Annotated in this window: 14 protein-coding genes; 8 read left to right on the forward strand and 6 right to left on the reverse strand. The window is 34.3% G+C overall.

The genetic code is table 11. The annotated features are described in order from the left end of the window. The first annotated feature begins 68 nt into the window (after positions 1-68). The gene (locus PMI10_RS21540) at positions 69-836 is read left to right on the forward strand and encodes a hypothetical protein (RefSeq protein WP_157489708.1); all 768 of its coding nucleotides are present in this window, start codon (positions 69-71) and stop codon (positions 834-836) included. A 67-nt stretch (positions 837-903) separates the two neighbouring features. Here PMI10_RS21540 and gldA read toward each other — a convergent pair whose 3' ends face one another. After that, positions 904-1,800, reverse strand: coding sequence for a gliding motility-associated ABC transporter ATP-binding subunit GldA (gene gldA / locus PMI10_RS04500; RefSeq protein ID WP_007804982.1), 897 nt, complete (start codon positions 1,798-1,800; stop codon positions 904-906). A gap of 144 nt (positions 1,801-1,944) precedes the next feature. Between gldA and PMI10_RS04505 the strand changes: the two genes are divergently transcribed. Continuing rightward, entirely contained in the window at positions 1,945-2,535 is a 591-nt protein-coding gene (locus PMI10_RS04505) for an outer membrane beta-barrel protein (protein WP_035631344.1), read from the forward strand. Between the two features lie 195 nt (positions 2,536-2,730). Here PMI10_RS04505 and metE read toward each other — a convergent pair whose 3' ends face one another. Continuing rightward, complete coding sequence (gene metE / locus PMI10_RS04510; protein ID WP_007804986.1) at positions 2,731-5,055, reverse strand: 5-methyltetrahydropteroyltriglutamate--homocysteine S-methyltransferase; 2,325 nt, start codon at positions 5,053-5,055, stop codon at positions 2,731-2,733. Between the two features lie 157 nt (positions 5,056-5,212). Between metE and PMI10_RS04515 the strand changes: the two genes are divergently transcribed. The 3 genes from PMI10_RS04515 to PMI10_RS04525 all read left to right on the forward strand — a co-directional run bounded on the left by PMI10_RS04515 (position 5,213) and on the right by PMI10_RS04525 (position 7,620). Further along, positions 5,213-5,674, forward strand: coding sequence for an Lrp/AsnC family transcriptional regulator (locus tag PMI10_RS04515; RefSeq protein WP_007804988.1), 462 nt, complete (start codon positions 5,213-5,215; stop codon positions 5,672-5,674). A 53-nt stretch (positions 5,675-5,727) separates the two neighbouring features. Further along, entirely contained in the window at positions 5,728-6,204 is a 477-nt protein-coding gene (locus PMI10_RS04520) for an RDD family protein (RefSeq protein ID WP_157489710.1), read from the forward strand. A gap of 69 nt (positions 6,205-6,273) precedes the next feature. Continuing rightward, complete coding sequence (locus PMI10_RS04525; RefSeq protein WP_035631345.1) at positions 6,274-7,620, forward strand: deoxyguanosinetriphosphate triphosphohydrolase; 1,347 nt, start codon at positions 6,274-6,276, stop codon at positions 7,618-7,620. Positions 7,621-7,623: 3 nt separating this feature from the next. On the opposite strand, the gene PMI10_RS04530 is transcribed toward PMI10_RS04525, so the two are convergent. From PMI10_RS04530 to PMI10_RS04540, 3 genes are read right to left on the reverse strand one after another with little or no spacing between them, the layout of a single operon-like run. Beyond that, entirely contained in the window at positions 7,624-8,625 is a 1,002-nt protein-coding gene (locus PMI10_RS04530; RefSeq protein WP_007804994.1) for a DUF3078 domain-containing protein, read from the reverse strand. A 44-nt stretch (positions 8,626-8,669) separates the two neighbouring features. After that, complete coding sequence (locus PMI10_RS04535) at positions 8,670-10,451, reverse strand: 1-deoxy-D-xylulose-5-phosphate synthase (protein WP_007804995.1); 1,782 nt, start codon at positions 10,449-10,451, stop codon at positions 8,670-8,672. 52 nt (positions 10,452-10,503) lie between these two features. Continuing rightward, complete coding sequence (locus PMI10_RS04540; RefSeq protein ID WP_007804996.1) at positions 10,504-11,367, reverse strand: hypothetical protein; 864 nt, start codon at positions 11,365-11,367, stop codon at positions 10,504-10,506. 61 nt (positions 11,368-11,428) lie between these two features. On the opposite strand from PMI10_RS04540, the gene PMI10_RS04545 reads away from it, so the two are divergent. The 3 genes from PMI10_RS04545 to pbpC all read left to right on the forward strand — a co-directional run bounded on the left by PMI10_RS04545 (position 11,429) and on the right by pbpC (position 20,250). Then, complete coding sequence (locus PMI10_RS04545; protein ID WP_035631347.1) at positions 11,429-11,872, forward strand: nucleoside deaminase; 444 nt, start codon at positions 11,429-11,431, stop codon at positions 11,870-11,872. 183 nt (positions 11,873-12,055) lie between these two features. Continuing rightward, complete coding sequence (locus PMI10_RS04550; RefSeq protein WP_007805000.1) at positions 12,056-17,728, forward strand: alpha-2-macroglobulin family protein; 5,673 nt, start codon at positions 12,056-12,058, stop codon at positions 17,726-17,728. A gap of 146 nt (positions 17,729-17,874) precedes the next feature. Continuing rightward, entirely contained in the window at positions 17,875-20,250 is a 2,376-nt protein-coding gene (pbpC, locus tag PMI10_RS04555; RefSeq protein WP_007805002.1) for a penicillin-binding protein 1C, read from the forward strand. Between the two features lie 313 nt (positions 20,251-20,563). On the opposite strand, the gene PMI10_RS04560 is transcribed toward pbpC, so the two are convergent. Beyond that, entirely contained in the window at positions 20,564-22,108 is a 1,545-nt protein-coding gene (locus tag PMI10_RS04560; protein WP_007805005.1) for an Rne/Rng family ribonuclease, read from the reverse strand. Positions 22,109-22,221: the final 113 nt, after the last annotated feature.

Raw genomic sequence — 22,221 nt, forward strand, 5'->3', positions numbered from 1 at the left:
TGCATACATCGGAACGTTCATTGTTTGATTAATATTCAAATTTGTCGAATATTAATTCAAATAAAAATATGATGTTAGAACAATTAAATTCAGAGATTTCAAATTCAATTGGAAAAAAAATCAGTGCATGTTTAATTTTTGGGCTTGAGCTTTCCGCTTTATTATTACTACTTGGCAATGGAGGAAATATTTCGTGGTTGCCTCCAGTGTTAGTTTTTTCTTTAGTTGGATTTTCCTTGTCAAGTGGTCTGTTGTTTCCTTTTTTATGGCATTATTCAGAACGTAAGCAAAAAAATAATTCAACAAAAACATATGGTTTTCTATATGGCGGGATTCGATATTGCATCGCTTTTAATATTATTGCTTTTGGCTGGAAGAAATTTTATGGACTTCAGTTTATAGTGCCAACAGAGATTTCAAGTATGCCAATGAATCAACAAACAGGAGAATGGTTAACCTGGTTCTATTTTGGATATTCTCATGCTTTCGGAATCATAATTGCAGTAATACAAATCGTGGGAGGATATTTGTTATTGTTTCGAAAGACATTGCTAATTGGTGCAATAATTTTGTTTTCCTTACTTCTTAATCTGACTTTGATTAATATTTTTTATCAAATGAATGCCGGTGCTTTAATGCAATCAGTGCTGTTAACTATTGGTGTTTTATTTTTGATATTGTTGGATTATGACAGGCTTATAGCTTTTTTTCTGAAAACAAAATCGAATTTGCCTTCACCAAACTTTAGAAGTTCTATTCTAAAAAATATACTTCGGCTTTCGGCAATTGTATTGTCATTATTATTTACAATATATTTAAAGACTTTAATGAAATAAAAAAAGAAGCGAGCTTAAATAATTAAGCTCGCTTCTTTATCTGTAAATTGAAAACTGCGACTGAAATTTACTTCGTAATCTCTCTAAAAACAGCTTCCAGATTTTTATTTTTCTGATTGAGTTGTAATGTTTTCAATCCATTATCGTGGGCAAAATCAAAAACAGCAGGCCGCATGTCTTTGTCTGATAAAAAAGTTAATTCCCATAAACAATCATGGATATTCTTAAATGATTTTAAATGAGGAATTGTAGCAATTACTTGTTCTTCAATTTTATAATCAAATTCAACTTCGATGACTTGTTCCTTATCTGCAGATATTAAATTATCCAGTTTTTTATCGGCAACAATTTTCCCTTTGTCAATAATAATTACTCTGTCGCAAATTGCTTCAACTTCCTGCATAATGTGAGTCGATAAAAAAACAGTTTTATCTTTCCCGACATTTTTAATCACATTTCGTATTTCCATTAATTGATTAGGATCCAGTCCGGTAGTTGGCTCATCCAGAATCAAAACATCCGGATTGTGCAATAAAGCATTGGCAAGTCCCACACGCTGACGATATCCTTTAGATAATTGTCCTATTTTTTTATGACTTTCAGATGACAGTCCTGTCAGTTGAATTACCTCTTCAATTCTTGATTTTGCAACATGATAAACATCGGCATTAAAAGCCAAATACTCACGAACATACAAATCCAGATACAACGGATTATGCTCTGGTAAATAACCAATAGAATGCTGTACTGCTTTTGTATCTGTCATGACATCATGACCATTTACAAGGGCTGAGCCGCTATCGGCAAGTAAATAAGTGGTCAAAATTTTCATTAAAGTAGATTTTCCTGCTCCGTTTGGACCAAGAAATCCAACGATTTCTCCTTTTTGAATAGAGAACGAAATAGCATCTAAAGCTTTTTGCTCTCCGTAACTTTTTGATATGCTGTTTACTTCTATCGACATAGACTTTTTATTTGCTACAAAAGTAAACAGAAATACTGTTGATTGCTAAATTTTATCTTTTAAAGAACTTAAATTAAATATAAAATTAGGAGTAATGACGGCATCGTTGTTGCTAAGGGAGTATTAAATTTAAAATATTATAAAATGAAAAAAATGCTTGTTATCGCTGCATTAGCGATGTTTAGTTTTGCAAATGCTCAAAAAAAAGGTTCAATTTTAGTTATGGGAAGTTTTAATTACCAATCTGAAAACGTATCAAATTCTGGTTCAGAAACCAAAAATAATAATTTTGGTTTTTCACCAAAAGTAGGTTACCAATTTCACCAAAACTGGACAGCTGGTATTGAAGCTGGAGTTTCAAACTCAAAACAAGAAAATGTTAATAATGAGTATAAAAGTAATAACTTCTCTTTAGGTGGTTTTTTGAGATACTCTAAGCCATTAAATCAAACTTTTTCTGCTTACGCTGATTTAGGAGTTGGTTTCCAAAATCAAAAAGATACTTTCACAAATAATGTGGGTAGAAATATTAATGAAGGTGACGGATTTTATGCTCGTGTAACTCCGGCAATTTTTATCAATGTTAATAAAGGTTTTGGTTTAAACTTCAACATTGGAGGTTTAGGGTACAACACTTTAAATTATGATGGGAATAACGGAAACGGAGACAATGTAAAAAGATTTGATATCTCTTTTGGACAAGCATTTTCTGTAGGAATTTCAAAGAATTTCTAATCTGAAATATATTTCAATTTCGGAAAAGCACTCATATTTGGGTGCTTTTTTGTATTTTGAGAAATAAAATTTTAGCTGAAATAGAGATGTTTTAAAAAAATAATGCCAACTTAAGTGAAGTCGAAATAAATCATAACTACAAGATTTTCGACTCCACTCGTTGACAATAAAAAAACAAAATTATCTAATTAAAACTTAAAAACTCACAGTGTTTTCAACGGCAGCTCTCATTTCCTGAGCAGCAGCTACCATCTCAATTAAAGCTTTTTTTGTTTCGTCCCAGTGACGTGTTTTTAAACCACAATCAGGATTTACCCATAATTGATCAACTGGAATAACTGCTGAAGCTTTTTCTAATAATTTCACCATTTCTTCGCTTGAAGGCACGCGAGGGGAGTGAATATCATAAACTCCCGGTCCAATTTCGTTTGGATATTTAAAATCTGCAAAAGCATCTAAAAGCTCCATTTGCGAACGGGAACATTCAATTGTAATAACATCAGCATCCATATCGGCAATATTCTGAATGATATCGTTAAACTCGCTGTAACACATGTGCGTGTGAATTTGTGTGTCATCATTTACACCACTTGCAGAAATACGGAACGCTTTTACAGCCCAATCCAAATAAGCAGCCCATTCTTCTTTTCTTAAAGGCAATCCTTCGCGAATTGCAGGTTCATCAATCTGAATGATTTTGATTCCCGCTTTTTCTAAATCTGTCACCTCATCACGAATTGCCAAAGCGATCTGAGTACATGTTTCAGAACGTGGCTGATCGTTACGAACAAACGACCATTGCAAAATAGTTACAGGACCTGTAAGCATTCCTTTTACCCATTTTGGAGTCAGGGATTGTGCATATTTAGACCATTTAACCGTCATTGGGATTGGTCTCGAAACATCACCATAAATAACCGGAGGCTTTACGCAACGACTGCCGTAACTTTGTACCCAGCCATTTTTTGTAAACGTAAATCCGGCCAATTGTTCTCCAAAATATTCCACCATATCGTTGCGTTCAAACTCACCATGAACTAAGACATCAATGCCGGTTTCTTCCTGAAAACGAATCGTAGCTTCGGTTTCTTTTTCGATTAAATCGTTATATTGTTCAGCCGTTAATTCTCCTTTTTTGAACTTTGCTCTCCAGCTTCTTACCTCAGCAGTCTGTGGGAAAGAACCAATTGTTGTAGTTGGAAATAAAGGAAGGTTTAAAGCGTCAATCTGGCTTTTTCTTCTTGTTGCAAAAGTACTTTTACGCTTGTCATCAGAAACTGTAATGCTAGCAACACGTGTTTTAACTTCGTTATTATGAATTAATTTTGAAGTTTTTCGGTTTTCATTGGCAACAGTATTTTGTTCAAATGCAATTGAATTATTCACATTCACTTCATTAGATGCAAATTGTTTCAATAATACAATTTCGTTGATTTTTTGTTTTGCGAAAGCCAGCCATTGTTTAATTTCCGGTGTAAGGGTTGTATCATTTGTTTCTAAATCCAAATCACAAGGGCTGTGAATTAAAGAACAGGATGGGCTAACCAAAACTCTGTTTTCACCCAAAGCAGCTGTTGCTTTTTGGATAAGATTTAATGAATTTTTAAAGTCATTTTTCCAGATATTCCTTCCGTCAACAACTCCCAAAGAAAGATTTACATTCGGCGATAATTTTCCGGAATCTAAAATGTCATCTAATTGCGAAGGACAACGTACTAAATCTAAGTGAAAAGTATCAACAGGTAAAGCCAATGCCGTCGCTAAATTTTCTCCAAAACAATCAAAATAATTAGCAAGAATGATTTTAATATTTGGGAATTTTTTGTTGATTTCGTTATATACTTTTGTATAAGTATTTCTTTCTTTATCAGTTAAATTTAAAGCTAAAAACGGCTCGTCTAACTGGATATATTCAACATTTTCTGATTGTAGTTTTTCGAAAATTTCAAAATAAACAGGAAGTAATGCATCGATAAGATCAATTCGGTGAAAACCTTCTTCTTTTTCTTTTCCTAAAAGCAAATAAGAAATTGGCCCAATTAAAACCGGCTTTGTTGCAATTCCCAAGTCATTTGCCTCTTTAAATTCAGTAATTATTTTTTCTGAAAACAAAGCGAATTTTTGGTTTTTTGTAAATTCAGGAACAATATAATGATAGTTTGTATCGAACCATTTTGTCATTTCCATAGCCACAACATCCTGTCCGTTTTTTTGTGCACCTCTTGCCATTGCAAAGTACAAATCGATAGAAGAATTTGATTTTGCAAAATCATTATAACGTTCCGGAATTGCACCTACAGCCAGAGTCAAATCAAGTACCTGATCATAAAAGGAAAAATCGTTGGACGGAATCAGATCAACTCCGGCTTCGAATTGTAATTTCCAGTTTTTAATACGGATTTCTTTTCCGGCATCAATAAGTTCATCGACCGAAATTTTTCCTGCCCAATACAATTCGCTGGCTTTTTTTAATTCTCTGTTACTGCCAATTCTTGGATAACCTAAATTATTTGTTTTCATTTGTATTTCAGTATTTTTTACTGTACAAATTTATTGTATTAGATTATAATACTTATATTTGGCTTTTATTTAAGTGAATAGTGTTTTAAAAAGACTTTTTTAAAGATTATATTACTGATAAAAACTTTTAAAACGCTCTTTAGCCGTAAAAAATACTATGGAAAATTTAGACAAAACCGATTTATTGATACTGAAACACCTTCAGGAAAACTCAAATATCAATACAAAAGACCTTGCGAGTAAATTATTTCTGACGGTTACGCCAGTTTATGAGCGTATAAAAAAGTTAGAACGTGAAGGATACATTACGAAATATGTGGCTTTACTGGACAAGAAAAAAATGAATCGCGGGATGACTGTTTTTTGTAATGTCCGGTTAAAAGAACATGCAAAGAATGTGGGGAGTAATTTTGTGAAAGATATTGTGGCGCTTCCGGAAATTATAGAATGTTATAATATTGCAGGGGATTATGATTTTATGCTGAAGATTTTGGTTCAGGATATGTCCAGTTATCAGGATTTTGTAATGAATAAATTGTCTACAATTGAAAATATTGGTAACACGAATAGTATTTTTGTAATGGGAGAGATAAAACACAGTACGGCATTAGAATTTTAATCATTATAAAGTCATAAATAAAAATGTATTTTTGGTTTTTAATCAGAAATAAAATGAAAAATGAAGGTTTTGAAATCTCAAATTATTTATTGGCATCAAAACAAAAGCGATTTTTAAACTTTATTATTGATGGTATAATAAAGCTAATTATCGTTAGGTTGACAATAACTTTTTTAGATATTTCGGAGATTGCCAAAGAAATAAATTCTTTAGATATGATTGAGCGTTACTTGTTTTGGAGTGTTATTAGTTTTGTGTATTATGGAACAACAGAATTATTTCTTGCTCAGTCCCCAGCCAAATATTTCACTAAAACAATTGTTGTGATGGAAGATGGTTCAAAACCTACCGTAATGACCATATTGGCTCGTACTTTATTACGTATTCTTCCCTTTGAACCATTTAGTTTTTTAAAAGGACGTGATTTGGGTTTGCATGATAAAAATTCTAAAACTTTTGTTGTTGTAAAATATAAACTCGAAAAGCTAAAGAAAGAACACTTGGAGTTAATAACTTTAAAAAAAGCCTAAAAATAAAATGTATTTTTGATTCTTCTAAATCATCAATCTAAAATCACTAATCTACAATCTAATATTAAAATGAACTGGGAACAACTTTTATCACTAAAACGTCAAGGCGACACAAGCAAAAGATTACGTGTAGAACAAGATGATACCCGATTAGGATTTGAGGTTGATTATGACCGAATTATTTTTTCGGCAGCATTTAGATCATTGCAGGACAAAACTCAGGTAATTCCGCTTTCAAAAACAGATTTCGTACATACAAGGCTTACACATAGTTTGGAAGTTTCGGTTGTTGGCCGCTCTCTGGGCCGTTTGGTTGGAAAAAAAATTATCGAAAAATATCCATACTTAAAAGAAGTTCATGGCTATCATATGAATGATTTTGGCGCAATTGTAGCTGCAGCATCATTGGCTCACGATATCGGAAATCCGCCTTTTGGGCATTCCGGGGAAAAAGCGATTGGTGAATATTTTTCGATAGGAAACGGAAAAAAATATAAAGAACAACTGACTGATAAGCAATGGCAGGATTTGATTGATTTTGAAGGGAATGCAAATGGTTTTTCAGTTCTTACAGCAAGCCGTCCCGGAATTGAGGGCGGACTCAGGATTTCATATGCTACTTTGGGTGCTTTTATGAAATATCCGAAAGAAAGTTTACCTAAAAAACCAACTCAGGATATTGCCGATAAAAAATATGGTTTCTTCCAGACCGATAAACCATTTTTTGAAGAAGTTGCCAAAGATATGGGGATGATTGCTAATAAATCAGGAGATAATATTGGTTTTGAAAGACATCCATTAGCCTATTTGGTTGAAGCGGCAGATGATATTTGCTACACAATTATCGATTTTGAAGATGGAATAAATTTAGGTTTAGTTTCTGAAGATTATGCATTGGAATATTTAATTAAATTGGTGAAAGATAATATTGGAGTTTCTAAATATAAATTGTTAGAAACCAAAGAAGACCGAATTAGTTATTTGCGCGCACTTGCAATTGGCGCCCTAATTAACGATGCTGTAGATGTTTTTATTGAAAATGAAGAAGCTATTCTGGCAGGTAAATTTCCTTTTGCTTTAACAGATAAAAGTAAATATAAAGCCCAAATGGATGATATTATCAAGCTAAGTGTTGAAAAAATCTACCAAAGCCGTGAAGTTATCGAAAAAGAAATTGTTGGGTATCAGATTATTCAAACCTTGCTGGATAAATTCATTACCGCTTTTAATAACAAATATGAAGGAAAAGCATCCAATTATGATAAATTACTTCTGAAGATGCTTCCTGAAAAACATCATTTGGAGAAAACTAATTTATATGAACGTTTGCTTCATATTTGTCATTATGTATCTCTTTTAACCGATGGGAATGCCCTGGAGTTATTCGAAACTATTAATGGAAGAAAAAATAATTAATTACTAAAAAGCGTATACAAGTCCAACGCCGAGAACTTGTCTTAACTGAGTTCTTGGTCCGTCATTGACCTGAGATGTTGTTCCTGTTGTTGGGTCAACAACATCTTTTTTAGTTTTAATATCATCGTCATAAACCAGGTGTACACCAATATTTGCTTTTACATAAGCATTAACAACAAGATCTAAACGGGTGTCATAATCAACATCGACGTTTCCGAATCTGTTTAAATAATCGGTATATAAACTTAACCTGTTTTCGTAAAAAACGTTTTTATAAATCTCACTTTTCATGTATCCGGTAAATAAAATACCGAATTCGGCTTTTACTTTTTGTCCTTCTTCAATTAAAATCTGATTATTCGGATCAAGAGGGTCAGGTGCGTAAACAGCTTTTTTAACACCAAAAGATCCCTGATTTGCTAAATATTGATCTAATACCAAAGTAGTTTTTAAAGTGATAGGAGAGAAATAGAAAGTTCTGTTTTTTTGCTTATTTGAGTTCTCAGCTCCTGCTCCTAAAAAGATATAAGCTGGTGCAAATGGCTTAGAAATGGCAATATCCCTGTTTGGATAATTATATCCGTTTGTGAATTGTGTATTGAAATTAAATTTAGCTGAATAATACCAATTTGAAAGTGTGTCTTTTCTAAATCCATATGTAGAGTTAAACTGGATTGCGTCATCAGTTTTTCTCACTTCAGTACCATCTTGTTTATTTAAACCATATTTTACAATAAGTTCATTTACCCATTTATGATTTTCTTTGGTATATGTTCTTAGAAATTCACCTCTAAATAATCCTGAAACTGAGCTGGTTCCCCCGGCACTCCAATTTACGAAAGCAACTTCTGAGATGTCAAAACCAAGTTTATTCTTTTTAGCCCAATTTGAAGGTGGTGGAGGCAGTTGATTTGGATCCAAAGTAGTTTGAATTATACTCTGGGCAAAAATGGTTGAGGTAAATAAAAAAAGAAATAATAAAAATGTCGATCGTAATAATTTCATTATGGTGATTTTTGATTTTTTTTGGTTGTGCAAAATAATTATTTTCAACGGTTTGAAAAAAGATTTACTAAACTTTTAACGTCAATTTTACACAATTGTTGTAATTCGTTTACAGTTCCATGCTCAATAAATATATCCGGGATACCTAATATTTCTATTCTGTTTGTGAAATTATTTGCTGCAGCAAATTCCAAAACAGCACTCCCAAAACCACCTTTTATGGTCCCGTCTTCAATAGTAATTATACTGTTGAAATTAGATAAAACATGATGTAAAGTGTTGTAGTCTAATGGTTTTATAAATGGAAAGTCATAATGTGCAATAGTTTCGGCATTAGTGCATTCGTTAAAAGCTTCAATCACATTATTTCCAATAGCTCCTGTTGAAATAACTGCAGTTTTAATTCCCTTTTTTAAACAATTTGCCTTTCCAATTTCAATAGTTTCATAATGTCCGAAATTTTTTACCTGCCAGTTGGATATAACACCCCGCCCTCTTGGATATCGAATCGCAATTGGATTTTTTAAGCCTAATTGGGCAGTATATAAAATGTTTTGCAATGCAATTTCATTAATTGGAGCATAAATTATCATGTTTGGAATAGCTCTCAAATATGCAATATCAAAAACTCCGTGATGTGTTGCACCATCTTCACCAACCAAACCGGCCCTGTCTAAACAAAAAATAACCGGTAAATTTTGCAGTGCCACATCATGAATTAGCTGATCGTAAGCACGCTGTAAAAATGTAGAGTAAATATTGCAATAGACAATCATACCCTGAGTTGCCATTCCTGCGGAAAGGGTTACTGCATGCTGCTCTGCAATTCCAACATCGAAAGCGCGTTCCGGAATTTCATCCATCATAAATTTTAAGGAACTTCCTGATGGCATAGCAGGAGTAATTCCGATGATTTTTTCGTTCTTTTTGGCCAAATCCAAAATAGTCAGACCAAAAACATCCTGATATTTAGGAGGTAAATTTTCTTCAGATTTTAAATGAATTTCCCCTGTCGAAGCATCAAATTTTCCGGGAGCATGATATTTTACCTGGTTCTCTTCGGCTTGTTGAAGGCCTTTTCCTTTTGTAGTTACAATGTGAAGGAATTTTGGGCCTTTTATATTTTTTAATCTGTTTAATTCTTTTATCAAACCAATTAAATCATGACCATCAACCGGGCCCGAATAATCGAAATTCAAAGATTTGATCATGTTATTTTTCTTCGGGTTTTTTCCTTCCTTAACGGCTGTAAGATATTTTTTGAGAGCGCCAACACTGGGGTCAATTCCGATAGCATTATCATTTAAGATTACCAATAAATTAGCATCTGTTACGCCGGCATGATTTAAACCTTCAAAAGCCATTCCTGAAGCAATTGAAGCATCGCCAATAACTGCTATATGTTGTTTGTTGATTTCACCTTTTAACTGAGAGGCAATCGCCATTCCAAGTGCAGCAGAAATTGATGTAGACGAATGGCCTACGCCAAAAGTATCATAAACGCTTTCACTTCTTCTGGGGAAACCGGAAATACCGCCAAGTTGTCTGTTGGTATCAAAATTTTCTCTTCTTTCGGTTAGGATTTTGTGTCCGTAAGCCTGATGTCCAACGTCCCAAACCAATAAATCTTCAGGGGTATTAAAAACATAATGTAGGGCAATTGTAAGTTCTACAACTCCTAAACTGGCGCCTAAATGTCCTTCTTTTACCGAAACAATATCGATAATAAAGTCACGCAATTCCTTTGCCAATTGCGGTAATTGAGTTTCGTCGAGTAAACGTAAATCGGCTGGATTTTTTATGTTTGAGAGTAAATTGCTTTTCATTGTAAAGTAAAAAGCAAATTTACGGTTTTAAATTTAATTTTATAAGTGAGATCTATTGCAATACAATTGGTAAAGAATATTGTTTCTTTATTTTTTTACCATTAATTTCTCCCGGCTGCCATTTAGGGCATGCACTTAAAACTCTAATAATTTCTTGTTCTATTGCATTATCAATTGCAGGGATGCATTGTAGATACGATACAGATCCGTTTTTTTCTACTGCAAATGAGAGATTGAGCTTGAGGTTTTTGGTATTTATATTTTCAGGTTTTTTAAATTCCTTTGCAAAATAATTATAGAACTGTTCGATTCCGCCCGGAAATTCTGCATTGGTTTCAGATACAACTTCGCCAGAAGCAGTAGCGTTAATTGCTGCTTTTGCAGAGCTATTGTTTGTTTTCTCAGATTTTAGATTATCATTTCCTTTTGGTTTTACAAATTTAACCTGATCAACTTTTGGCGGCGGTGGTGGTGGCAAATGGTTTTGAACAGAGTCATTTGGATTAATTGGAACGTCTCCAACCATAATTCGTTCTTTTGTAATAGTATCTGTTACAACTTCGACTTTGTCAATTTTCTGTTTCTTTCCTTCTTTGCTCTGACAGCTAAATAAAGTTGTTCCCATAGCCACAAATAATGCTAACAAAAACATTTTGTAATAATTAGTTTGCGTATATAAAACCCGACTAGGAATTTGAATTGTAACAGAATCTAATTGTGATTTTCTAAATCTTCCGCAAATTTTATTATTTTGGTTTGAAATAAAATAGTTCTGAATTTCATCCGTTGACATTTTTGTAAAATCAACCACAGTTTTAGTACAGCTTAAACAAAATCTCCCATTGTCTTTTGGAGTCATTTTGTTCCAATTTTCATGGCAGGGTTCCGGAATAGAGACTTTGTGTTTTTTGTCCATAATTTAGAATATCAAAAAATAAATGTAATAAAAATAATAAGTAAAAATGTACTTTTGTTTTATGATAAATCCTTTCACCGACGAATATTTTATGAAGAAAGCTTTGCAGGAAGCTGAAATGGCTTTTGAAAAAGGCGAAATACCTGTTGGAGCTATAATCGTCGTTGCCGATAAAGTTATAGCAAGAAGTCATAATTTAACCGAATTATTAAATGATGTTACGGCTCATGCCGAGATGCAGACCATAACAGCCGCTGCCAATTTCTTGGGTGGAAAATATTTAACAGGATGCACATTGTATGTTACGCTCGAACCTTGTCAGATGTGTGCAGGTGCTTTGTATTGGAGCCAGATTTCTAAAATTGTTTTTGGAGCCCGTGATGAGCAGCGGGGTTTTATAACTATGGGAACAAAATTACATCCCAAAACTAACGTTGTTTCCGGAGTCATGGCCAGTGAAGCTGCCGATTTAATGAAGCGTTTTTTTGCTTCGAAAAGAAAATAAGTACATAGAAAAATGCTCCAAAAAATAATTTTACAGCACACGAATTTTCCTCTTAAAATATTTTAAAAAATAGTATACTTTTACTACAATATAATTGATGCTTCATTAGTTATGCTCTTAACTGTGAAATGTTAAATGTTCTGTCTATTATTTGAATTCGTAACCCATAAACTCTAAATAAAAGTGAAAGCAAAAGGATTGGTTCTCGTGTTTTGTATGTTTTTTATTTTTCAGGCGTGTAATAAGAAGTCATCCGCAGATTTCAATTCTGATTTTTCATTATTTAAAGAGTATATAGTCAGTTTCACGGGAGGGATAATCTCTTCGGAATCCGATATTCGGGTGGTTTTGGCTTTCGATAAAAAAGAGTGGAAAGTAAACCAGATTTTAGACAGTGATTTATTTGATATTTCGCCAAGTGTTGATGGTAAAGTGGTTGCGCTTTCAAGTAATACAATTGCTTTTATTCCTGAAGAAAAGTTAAAAGCAGGTACAGAATATCAGGTGACTTTAAATCTGGACAAGCTCATCACATTACCTAAAGAAAAGGAAAAAGAATTATCAAAATTCAATTTTACTGCAAAAACCATTAAGCAGGATTTTATTATAAATACTGCAGACATTCAATCCTACAATAAAGAATACCAATATTTGAACTGTGTTCTAAAAACTGCTGATAATATTGATGTTGAGACGGCTAAAAAATTGATTTTAGCGAACCAAAAAGGAAATAATCTAAAGATTAAATTTGAAAAAACTTCAGGTTCCGCCAAAGAATTTAATTTTAAGATTGATAGCATCCAGCGATTTTCAGAGCCATCAAGTGTTGAGATAGCATATGATGGAGACGATTTTGACATTGATCAGAAAGGAAAAATTATTTATCCTGTTACCAGTATCAATGAATTTAAAATTATACAAGTTGAAGTTTCAAAAGAGGACAATCAATCAATTTCGGTAAATTTTTCGGAACCATTAGAAAAAGGACAGGATTTTAAAGGCCTTGTTTCTCTTCAAAATGCAAATAATTTAAAATTTTCGACTCAGGGAAATGTACTGAAGGTTTATTTCAGTAATGAAAAACAAACCTCCAAACCTGTTATTACCGAGGTAGAAAGTGTTGTCTCGACAGTTGATACTGTTGGGGTTGCCATTGATACTTCGGCGGTTGAAGTTGATAGTGCAGCAGTTGTTGATGTCGCAGCTCCTGTTCAGGAAGCAGAACCTGTTGCAGAGCAAATTTTGAGTGGTGAATTGCTATTGGAAATTTTTCAGGGAATTGAAAGCCAGTATGGGCAAAAATTAGGACACAATTTTGCTCAGAAAATTTCTTTTGATGAAATAAAACCAAGTATTCGTTTTATTAAAAATGGAACTATTTTGCCAAGTTCAAATAATTTAAAACTAAATTTTGAAGCGGTAAACCTAAGTTCTGTTGATGTAAAAGTGTATAAAATATACAAGAATAACATCCTTCAGTTTCTTCAGTATAATGAACTGAATGGTACTCAAAATCTTAAGAAGGTAGGACAGCCAGTTGCTAAAACGACCCTTAATTTAAAAGAGAACACACTTTTGAATCTTGGTAAGTGGAACACATTTGCTTTAGATTTATCTAAAATAATAAATCCGGAACCGGGCGCGATTTATAGAGTTGAGATGTCTTATAAAAAAGCATATTCATTATATAAATGTGAAAAATCAGAAGAAGAAGAATCGGAAGAGGAGGAAGAAATAAATGAAAATGATGTGAATTACAGTGAGAATTCATATGACGATTACTATTATGATAACTATGAATGGAGAGAAAGTCAGGACCCATGTTCAGGTTCTTATTTTTATAATGCCAGAATAGCAACAAATATCCTGGCTACGGATCTAGGCGTAATTGCTAAAAGAGGAGGAAATAAATCGTACATATTTGCTGTAAATAATATTGTGACCACAGAACCGGTTTCAAATGCAAGAGTAGATTTGTATACTTTTCAACAGCAAAAAATAACAACAGGTACAACAAGCAGTGAAGGGATAGCTTCTTTTCAATTAGATAAATTTGCCTATTTTGCAATTGTTACTTTAGGCACGCAATCTACATATGTAAAATTAGATGACGGAACTTCTCTTTCTGTCAGTAATTTTGATGTTGCCGGAGAAACACTGCAAAAAGGATTAAAAGGATTTTTGTATGGAGAACGCGGTGTTTGGCGTCCGGGAGATAATCTGTATTTGTCTTTTATTTTAAATGATGCTGCGAATAAATTACCCAATGCACATCCGATAAAATTTAGATTGACAGATCCGAATGGTAAAATTACATATCAAACCATTCAAAAAATAAATGAACTAAATCATTACGCTTTTACAGTTCCTACCAGTGCAGATGCGCCCACGGGAAATTGGGAAGCAATGGTAAGTGTTGGTGGTGCTAAATTTTATAAAAGCATTAAGATTGAAACAATTAAACCAAATCGTTTAAAAATAAAAAACAGTTTCAATAAAGCCATTCTTTCCTCATCTTATCCAAATATCTGTAATCTGGAAGTTACCTGGCTGCATGGTGCTATTGCGAAAAATCTGAATGTAGAAATGCAGGCTAAGTTTTCGCAGCAGACAACTACGTTTAAAGGGTATGAAAAATTTACTTTTGATGATGCAGTGCGTCAGTTCAGCACAGAAGAAATTAATGTTTATTCAGGGAAATTAGATGCAAACGGAAAAGCCTCTGTCAATATTAAACCTGAATTGCAAGGACAGGCTCCGGGAATGCTTCGCGCTTCTTTTATGACCAAAGTATTTGAAGAAGGTGGTGATTTTAGTGCCGATGTTATTTCGGCTACCTATTCACCTTATAAAACCTATGTGGGTATAAAATCGCCTGAACCTAACAAATATGGTATGCTTGAGACCAGAACCATGAACCGGTTTGATATTGTTACAGTCGATGAAAATGGAAGACCAAAAGCAGTAAAAGACCTTGAAGTAAAAGTGTATAAAATCGAATGGCGATGGTGGTGGGATGCTGCCAGTGATAATTTGTCGAATTATAATTCATCGAATGCTACAACTTCATATAAAACATACAGAATTAATACAGATGCAAGCGGAAGAGGAAATCTTCAGTTTTCTTTAACCGATGAAGAATGGGGACGTTACCTGATTCGGGTTTCAGATAATACCGGTGGCCATGCAACTGCATTAACGGTTAATATTGATTGGCCAATCTGGTCAGGGAAAACACGAAACAGAGATGCTTCGACTGCTAATATGCTTGTTTTTTCAACAGATAAGAAAAATTATTCCGTTGGTGAAAAAGCTCAGGTTTCTTTCCCGTCAAGTGAAGGGGGACGCGCTTTTATTTCGATAGAAAACGGTTCAAAAGTAGTGCAGACACTTTGGGCAAAAACCCAAAAGGGGGAAACAAAAGTTGAAATTCCAATTACAGCTGCAATGGCGCCCAATGTGTATTTTAACATCACACTTTTACAGCCGCATGCATCAACCAAAAATGATTCGCCAATTCGTATGTATGGAATCGTTCCGATAGAAGTTGTAGATAAAAATACTATTTTGGCTCCAACACTTTTAATGCCGGATATTTTAAAACCAGAGCAAACATTTACAGTGAAAGTTGGAGAAAAAACCGGAAAGGAAATGACGTATACGATTGCCGTCGTAGATGAAGGTTTGTTGGATTTAACCCGTTTTAAAACGCCAAATGCCTGGGATAGTTTTTATGTCCGTGAAGCTTTAGGAGTAAAAACATGGGATATTTATGATGATGTAATTGGAGCATATGGAGGAAAAATAAATCAGATTTTCAGTATTGGCGGGGATCAGGATTTAGGCGGAGGAAAAGCTAAAAAAGCCAATCGTTTTAAACCGGTTGTACTGTATTTTGGTCCTTTTAAACTGGAAAAAGGACAAACGAAATCCCATCAGTTAAAATTGCCAAAATATATTGGTTCTGTACGGACTATGGTCGTTGCAGGTGATGCTGCAACAAGTGCTTACGGAAGTGTAGAAAAAGCAACACCTGTCCGCAGTCCTTTGATGGTGCTGGCTTCGTTGCCGAGAAAAATTTCTCCTTCAGAAAAAGTTACGATTCCTGTAACTGTTTTTGCAACAGAAAAGAACATCAAAAATGTTAGTATTCAAATTAAAACCAATAACGGATTAAAAGTAATAGGCAGCACAACTCAAAGATTGACTTTTGCTCAGCCTGATGAAAAAATGGCGTATTTTAATCTGGTAGTTGGTTCAGCTACCGGAATTGGTAAAGTACAGATTATCGCAACATCGGGTAATCAAAAATCGGTTTATGATGTTGAGATTGATATGACTAATCCAAATCCGGTTACGAATACTTTTACAGATATTATTTTAACGCCAAATAGCACCAAAACCATTTCATGGAAAACGTTTGGGGTTTCAGGAAGTAATAAGGCAGGATTAGAGGTTTCGTCAATACCAACAATTAATTTAAATGGAAGATTACAATACCTTATTCAATACCCTCATGGGTGTGTAGAACAAACGACTTCTTCTGTTTTTCCTCAGTTGTTTTTGAATGATGTGGCAGATTTAGATGCAGCCCGTAAACAGCTTATTCAAAAAAATATCACAGCAGGAATTACCAGACTGGGAAGTTTTCAATTATCAAATGGCGGATTTTCGTATTGGCAGGGAAATACGATCGCTGATGACTGGGGCAGTTCATATGCAGGGCACTTTTTGATTGAAGCTGAGAAAAAGGGGTATGTTTTACCAATCAATTTCAAATCAAAATGGATTTCATATCAACAAAAAGAATCAAAACAGTGGCGTTTTGAACCAAGATATGGAAATGATTTAGCGCAATCCTATCGATTATACACGTTAGCTTTAGCAGGAAACGCCGATTTGTCTTCAATGAATAGATTGAGGGAAACAAAAGGTATTTCGAACGAAAGCATGTTACGTTTAGCTGCCGCTTATGTTTTGGCCGGACAAAAATCTGCGGGTTTAAATTTGTTATTGCATAGTAAAATTGAAAACGAATCGAGTGATTATAATTATTACTATTATGGTTCAAGTGAAAGAAACAGAGCAATGGCTTTAGAAACCATGTTGTTATTAGGACAGAAACAAAAAGCATTTGTGATGGCTTCAAAATTAGCCAAAGAAATGTCAAATAATCAATGGATGAGTACGCAGACAACTGCTTACTGTTTGTATGCAATGTCCAAATTTGCAACAAATAATGGCCCGAAAGGAATAGATATTAGTTTTTCTAAAGACGGAAAAAGTCAGGCTATCAATACTCAGAAGACCATTGCTGACAGAAGTTTATCGGTTAAAACCGGAGCCAATAGCATCACTTTGAAGAATAATAAAAAGAATACGATTTATGTCCGTATACTTAATACCGGAATACTTCCGATAGGTCAGGAAAAAACCATTCAGAGTAATGTATCGGCAGCAATTGTTTTCAAAAACAGAAAAGGTGGTATTCTTAACGTCACAAAAATTAATCAGGGAACAGAATTTATCGCTGAGGTTACGATTAAAAATCAGAAAAATGAGCATGTAGAAAATGTAGCCTTGTCTCAGATTTTACCTTCCGGATTCGAAATTGTGAATACCCGTTTTACTGATTATGGTGATGCAACGAACAATATTGCCGATTACATTGACATTCGTGATGACAGAACTAATTTTTATTTCGGAATGAAAGCCGGAGAAACAAAAGTCTTCAGAATTCTGCTGAATGCTTCTTATTTAGGGAATTATTATTTGCCGGGATTGCAATGTGAAGCAATGTACGATAATACATTCCTGGCCAGAACAAAAGGATTTTGGGTTGAGGTTGTGAAGTAAACTCTGAAGAAGAAGTATCCTAACAGGTTTCCAAAACCTGTTAGGTATGTTTTTGAGACAAAATAAATATTCGTTTTAGTTAGAATTAAAGGGAATACCTAACAGGTTTCTAAAACCTGTTAGGATAAAAAAATATAAAAATTACTTTGAAAAATAAGCTGAAAGCGTTTATACAGCGCATTTTTAATTGGATTAAAAAGAATAAAATAAAATCAGCAGTTGCATTTTTGCTTTTGCTGATTTATTATTTTTCATTGCCCGGAACTTTGTTTCAGGAACCTTATTCAACAGTTATTGAAAGTAAAGAAGGAGAATTGTTGGGTGCAAAAATTGCGAGTGACGGACAATGGCGTTTTCCTGCTCAGGATAGTGTACCGGATAAATTTAAAAAATGCATTGTTTATTTTGAAGATGAATACTTTTACAAACATCCCGGTTTTAATCCGGTTGCAATGGTAAATGCAATCAAACAAAACAGGAAAGCGGGAAAAGTTGTTAGGGGTGGAAGTACATTGACTCAACAGGTCATCAGATTGTCCCGAAAAGGAAAAGGAAGAACTTATTTTGAGAAAATAATTGAAGTTATTTTAGCAACACGATTGGAACTGGGTTATTCTAAAGATGAAATTCTGGAATTGTATGCTGCTCATGCTCCATTTGGAGGAAATGTTGTTGGCTTGGAAATGGCTTCGTGGCGCTATTTTGGAGTACAATCGAATCAATTGTCGTGGGCAGAAAACGCAACACTAGCTGTTTTACCAAACGCACCAAGTTTGATTTATCCAGGTAAAAATCAGATTAAATTACTGAATAAGCGGAATCGTCTTTTGTTAAAATTGTATGAAGAAAGAATTATTGATCAGCAGACTTATGAGCTTTCAATCGACGAACCTCTGCCTCAAAAACCATATGATTTACCGCAGATCGCACCTCATTTACTAGAACGGGCTGCGAAAGAGAAAGAAGGTACGCGTGTAAAAACGACAATTGATTACGCTTTGCAAAACAGGGTAAATCAAATTGCGAAATATTACTATAACCAGTACAAACAAAATGAAGTACATAATTTGGCGATTTTAGTAATCGATGTTTCAAATCGGAATGTAATGAGTTACGTGGGAAATTCTCCAACAGACAATGATCATCAAAAAGATGTGGATATTATTGATGCACCCAGAAGTACAGGAAGTATTTTGAAGCCGTTATTGTACGGAGCGATGTTAGACGATGGAGAGTTATTACCCAATACTTTAGTAGCCGATGTACCGACTCAAATAGCAGGTTATACCCCGCAAAATTTCAATTTAACTTTTGACGGAGCTGTTCCTGCACACAGAGCTTTGTCAAGATCATTGAATATTCCTGCGGTTTTGATGTTGCAGGAGTTTGGTGTAAACAAGTTTTATGAAGAATTACAGAAATTCAAATTGAGAGATATCAATAAAACTCCGGATCATTACGGACTATCCTTGATTTTAGGAGGTGCCGAAAGTAATTTGTGGGATTTGTGCAGAACATATGCGGGTATGTCATCTACGGTGAATTATTTTAATCGAAATCAGGGAAAATATCGAACCAAAGAATTTACAGAATTAAATTATAAAAATGATTTTGAAGTTGATTTTGGAGATGAAAGTGACCAGAAAAACATATTAGGGGCCGGATCAATTTGGCTAACCTACAATGCGATGGAACAAGTGAACAGGCCGGAAGGAGATGAAGCCTGGAAATTTTACGACAGTTCGCTTAAAATAGCCTGGAAAACGGGAACTAGTTTTGGTAACAGAGATGCATGGGCAATAGGAACGAATTCAAAATATGTAGTGGGAATTTGGGTTGGAAATGCCACAGGCGAGGGAAGGCCGTCATTGACAGGTGTAACAAGTGCTGCACCTATTTTGTTTGATGTTTTTAATTTATTGCCAAGACAAAGATGGTTTGATACACCATATAAAGATTTAGAAGAAGCAGGTGTTTGTAAATTAAGCGGTTATCTGGCTAAAGAAGGATGCCCGAAAATAAAACAATGGATTCCCTTGAAAGGAAAATCAACGGCGGTTTGTCCGTACCATAAAATGATTCATTTAGATATAACCGAAAAATATCAGGTAAACAGCAGTTGTGAAAGCGTTGATAATATGGTACTTAAAAACTGGTTTGTTTTGCCTCCGGTTATGGCCTGGTATTACAAAAGCCAGCATATTGAGTATTTACCTTTGCCAGCATTTAAAGAAGATTGTCAAGGAACACAGACAACAACAATGGATTTTATTTATCCTAAAACAAACAGTAAAATTTATTTGACTAAAAATTTCAATAGTGAAGTACAGCCCGTGATTCTGAAGGTCGCTTATTCTGAAAGAGATAAAGAACTATTTTGGTATGTTGATAATGTTTATAAGGCGACTACAAAAACGTTTCATGAATTGCCAATCATGCCTGCTTCAGGATTTCATTATATCACGGTTGTGGATGCATTTGGCAATGAAATTAGAAGAAAAATAGAGATTGTGAAGGAGTAAACTACTGTGTCAGGCTGAGCGGAGTCGAAGCCCTTTTGTATTACTCAAGCCTTCGACTCCGCTCAGGGTGACATCAGAGTTATAAAATAAGAATCATTTAAAATTTCTTGTGAAAATGAGTGCCTAGCCCAGATAGGAGCGGTATCCTTTTTCTGGCTCCTTTAGCAAGGAAAAGATACAAGTGGATAGCTGGAAATTGCTCCTAATAGAACAAATTCCAATTCTAAATTCCAAATTCCAAACTTTGAAGACGAGATTTACCTCACAATAACGTATAAAAAAACCGCCAATCTTTCGAGAGGCGGTTTTTGTTTTATTCTGAAATAACATTTCCTTTTTTATCGTAGAAATGATATTCTAAGTACGTGTAAGCGTCACGAGGTATGATTTTCACCCATTTTTTGTGTTCAAAAAACCATTTTGAACGCAATGATGGAAAACCTTTACTGAGGTATGCAGCCACAAACGGATGTGTATTAAGCACAACTTTATTGTGGGTTTTTAAAAGTCTTTCTAAATCCAGAGCGATTTTATCAATGATTTGAATAGGCGCTTCAATTTCGCCATTTTCATTGTTTGGATCTTCTTCTCTGGTCTTAATGTTAACTTCTGGTCTTACCCTTTGTCTTGTAATTTGGACTAGCCCAAATTTACTTGGAGGCAAGATTTTGTGTTTGGCTTTATCGTCACTCATTTCTTCTCTCAAGAAGTCGAATAGGACTTTGCGATTTTCAGGATTAGACATATCGATAAAATCGACTACTATGATTCCGCCCATATCACGCAAACGAAGTTGTCTGGCAATTTCAGCGGCGGCAATCATATTAACTTCCATGGCCGTATCTTCCTGATTGGTTGCTTTATTCGAACGATTTCCGCTGTTTACGTCTATAACGTGCAAAGCTTCAGTGTGTTCTATAATAAGATAAGCGCCTTTACTCATGGAAACCGTTCTTCCAAAAGAAGTTTTGATTTGTCTCTCTATATTGTATTTCTCAAAAATCGGTGTGTCATTTGATTGATAAAACTTCACAATTGATTGTTTTGAAGGTGCAATCTCTTGCAAATAATCCTTCGTTTGATGGAACAACTCTTCATCATCTATCTGAATACCGCTGAAGGTATCATTAAATACATCTCTTAATATTGAAGAAGCTCTGTTGAGCTCTCCCAATACTTTTGATGGATGATGAGCAGTTGGTAATTTTTTACACATTGCAGTCCATCTGCCAAGCAGGTTCTGCAAATCTTTTTCTAATTCGGCTGTATTTTTGCCTTCGGCTACTGTGCGAACAATAACACCAAATCCTTTTGGTTTGATAGATAATACAAGTCTTTTTAGACGATCCTTTTCCTTTTTGTCTTCTATTTTCTGTGAAATAGAAACGCGGTCAGAAAACGGAACGAGAACAATAAATCTTCCTGCCAATGATAGCTCAGCGCTAATTCTTGGACCTTTGGTAGATATAGGTTCTTTAACGACCTGTACTAAAACAGATTGATTGGCACTTAAAATATCAGTAATGATGCCATCTTTGTCAATCTCTTTTTCAAACTGAAAGGTTTTTAGGGAGAAATCTTTTAGTTTACCTGCGCTTACAAGTTTTATGAATTTCAGTTGGGAAGCTAAGTTTGGCCCTAAATCATGATAATGTAAAAAAGCATCTTTTTCGAAGCCTACATTTACAAAAGCAGCATTAAGTCCGGCAACTGGTTTTCGTATTTTGGCAATAAAAATATCACCAACCTGAAAGTTGCTTTTCTCTTCTTCTTTGTGTAATTCAATTAGTTTTCCATCTTTTAATAAGGCAAAATCTACGAAATCTGAACTTGATCGAATGATTAATTCTTTATTCATTTGTAAATTTTTATCCGAACAATGGAGTTGTTGGTTGTTGGCTGTTGGAAATCTCCCTCAACTATCAACCATCAACTTTAGTAGGGATGGATTAAACAATATTTTTAACAGGT

The organism is Flavobacterium sp. CF136 (assembly GCF_000282055.1).
Classification (GTDB): domain Bacteria; phylum Bacteroidota; class Bacteroidia; order Flavobacteriales; family Flavobacteriaceae; genus Flavobacterium.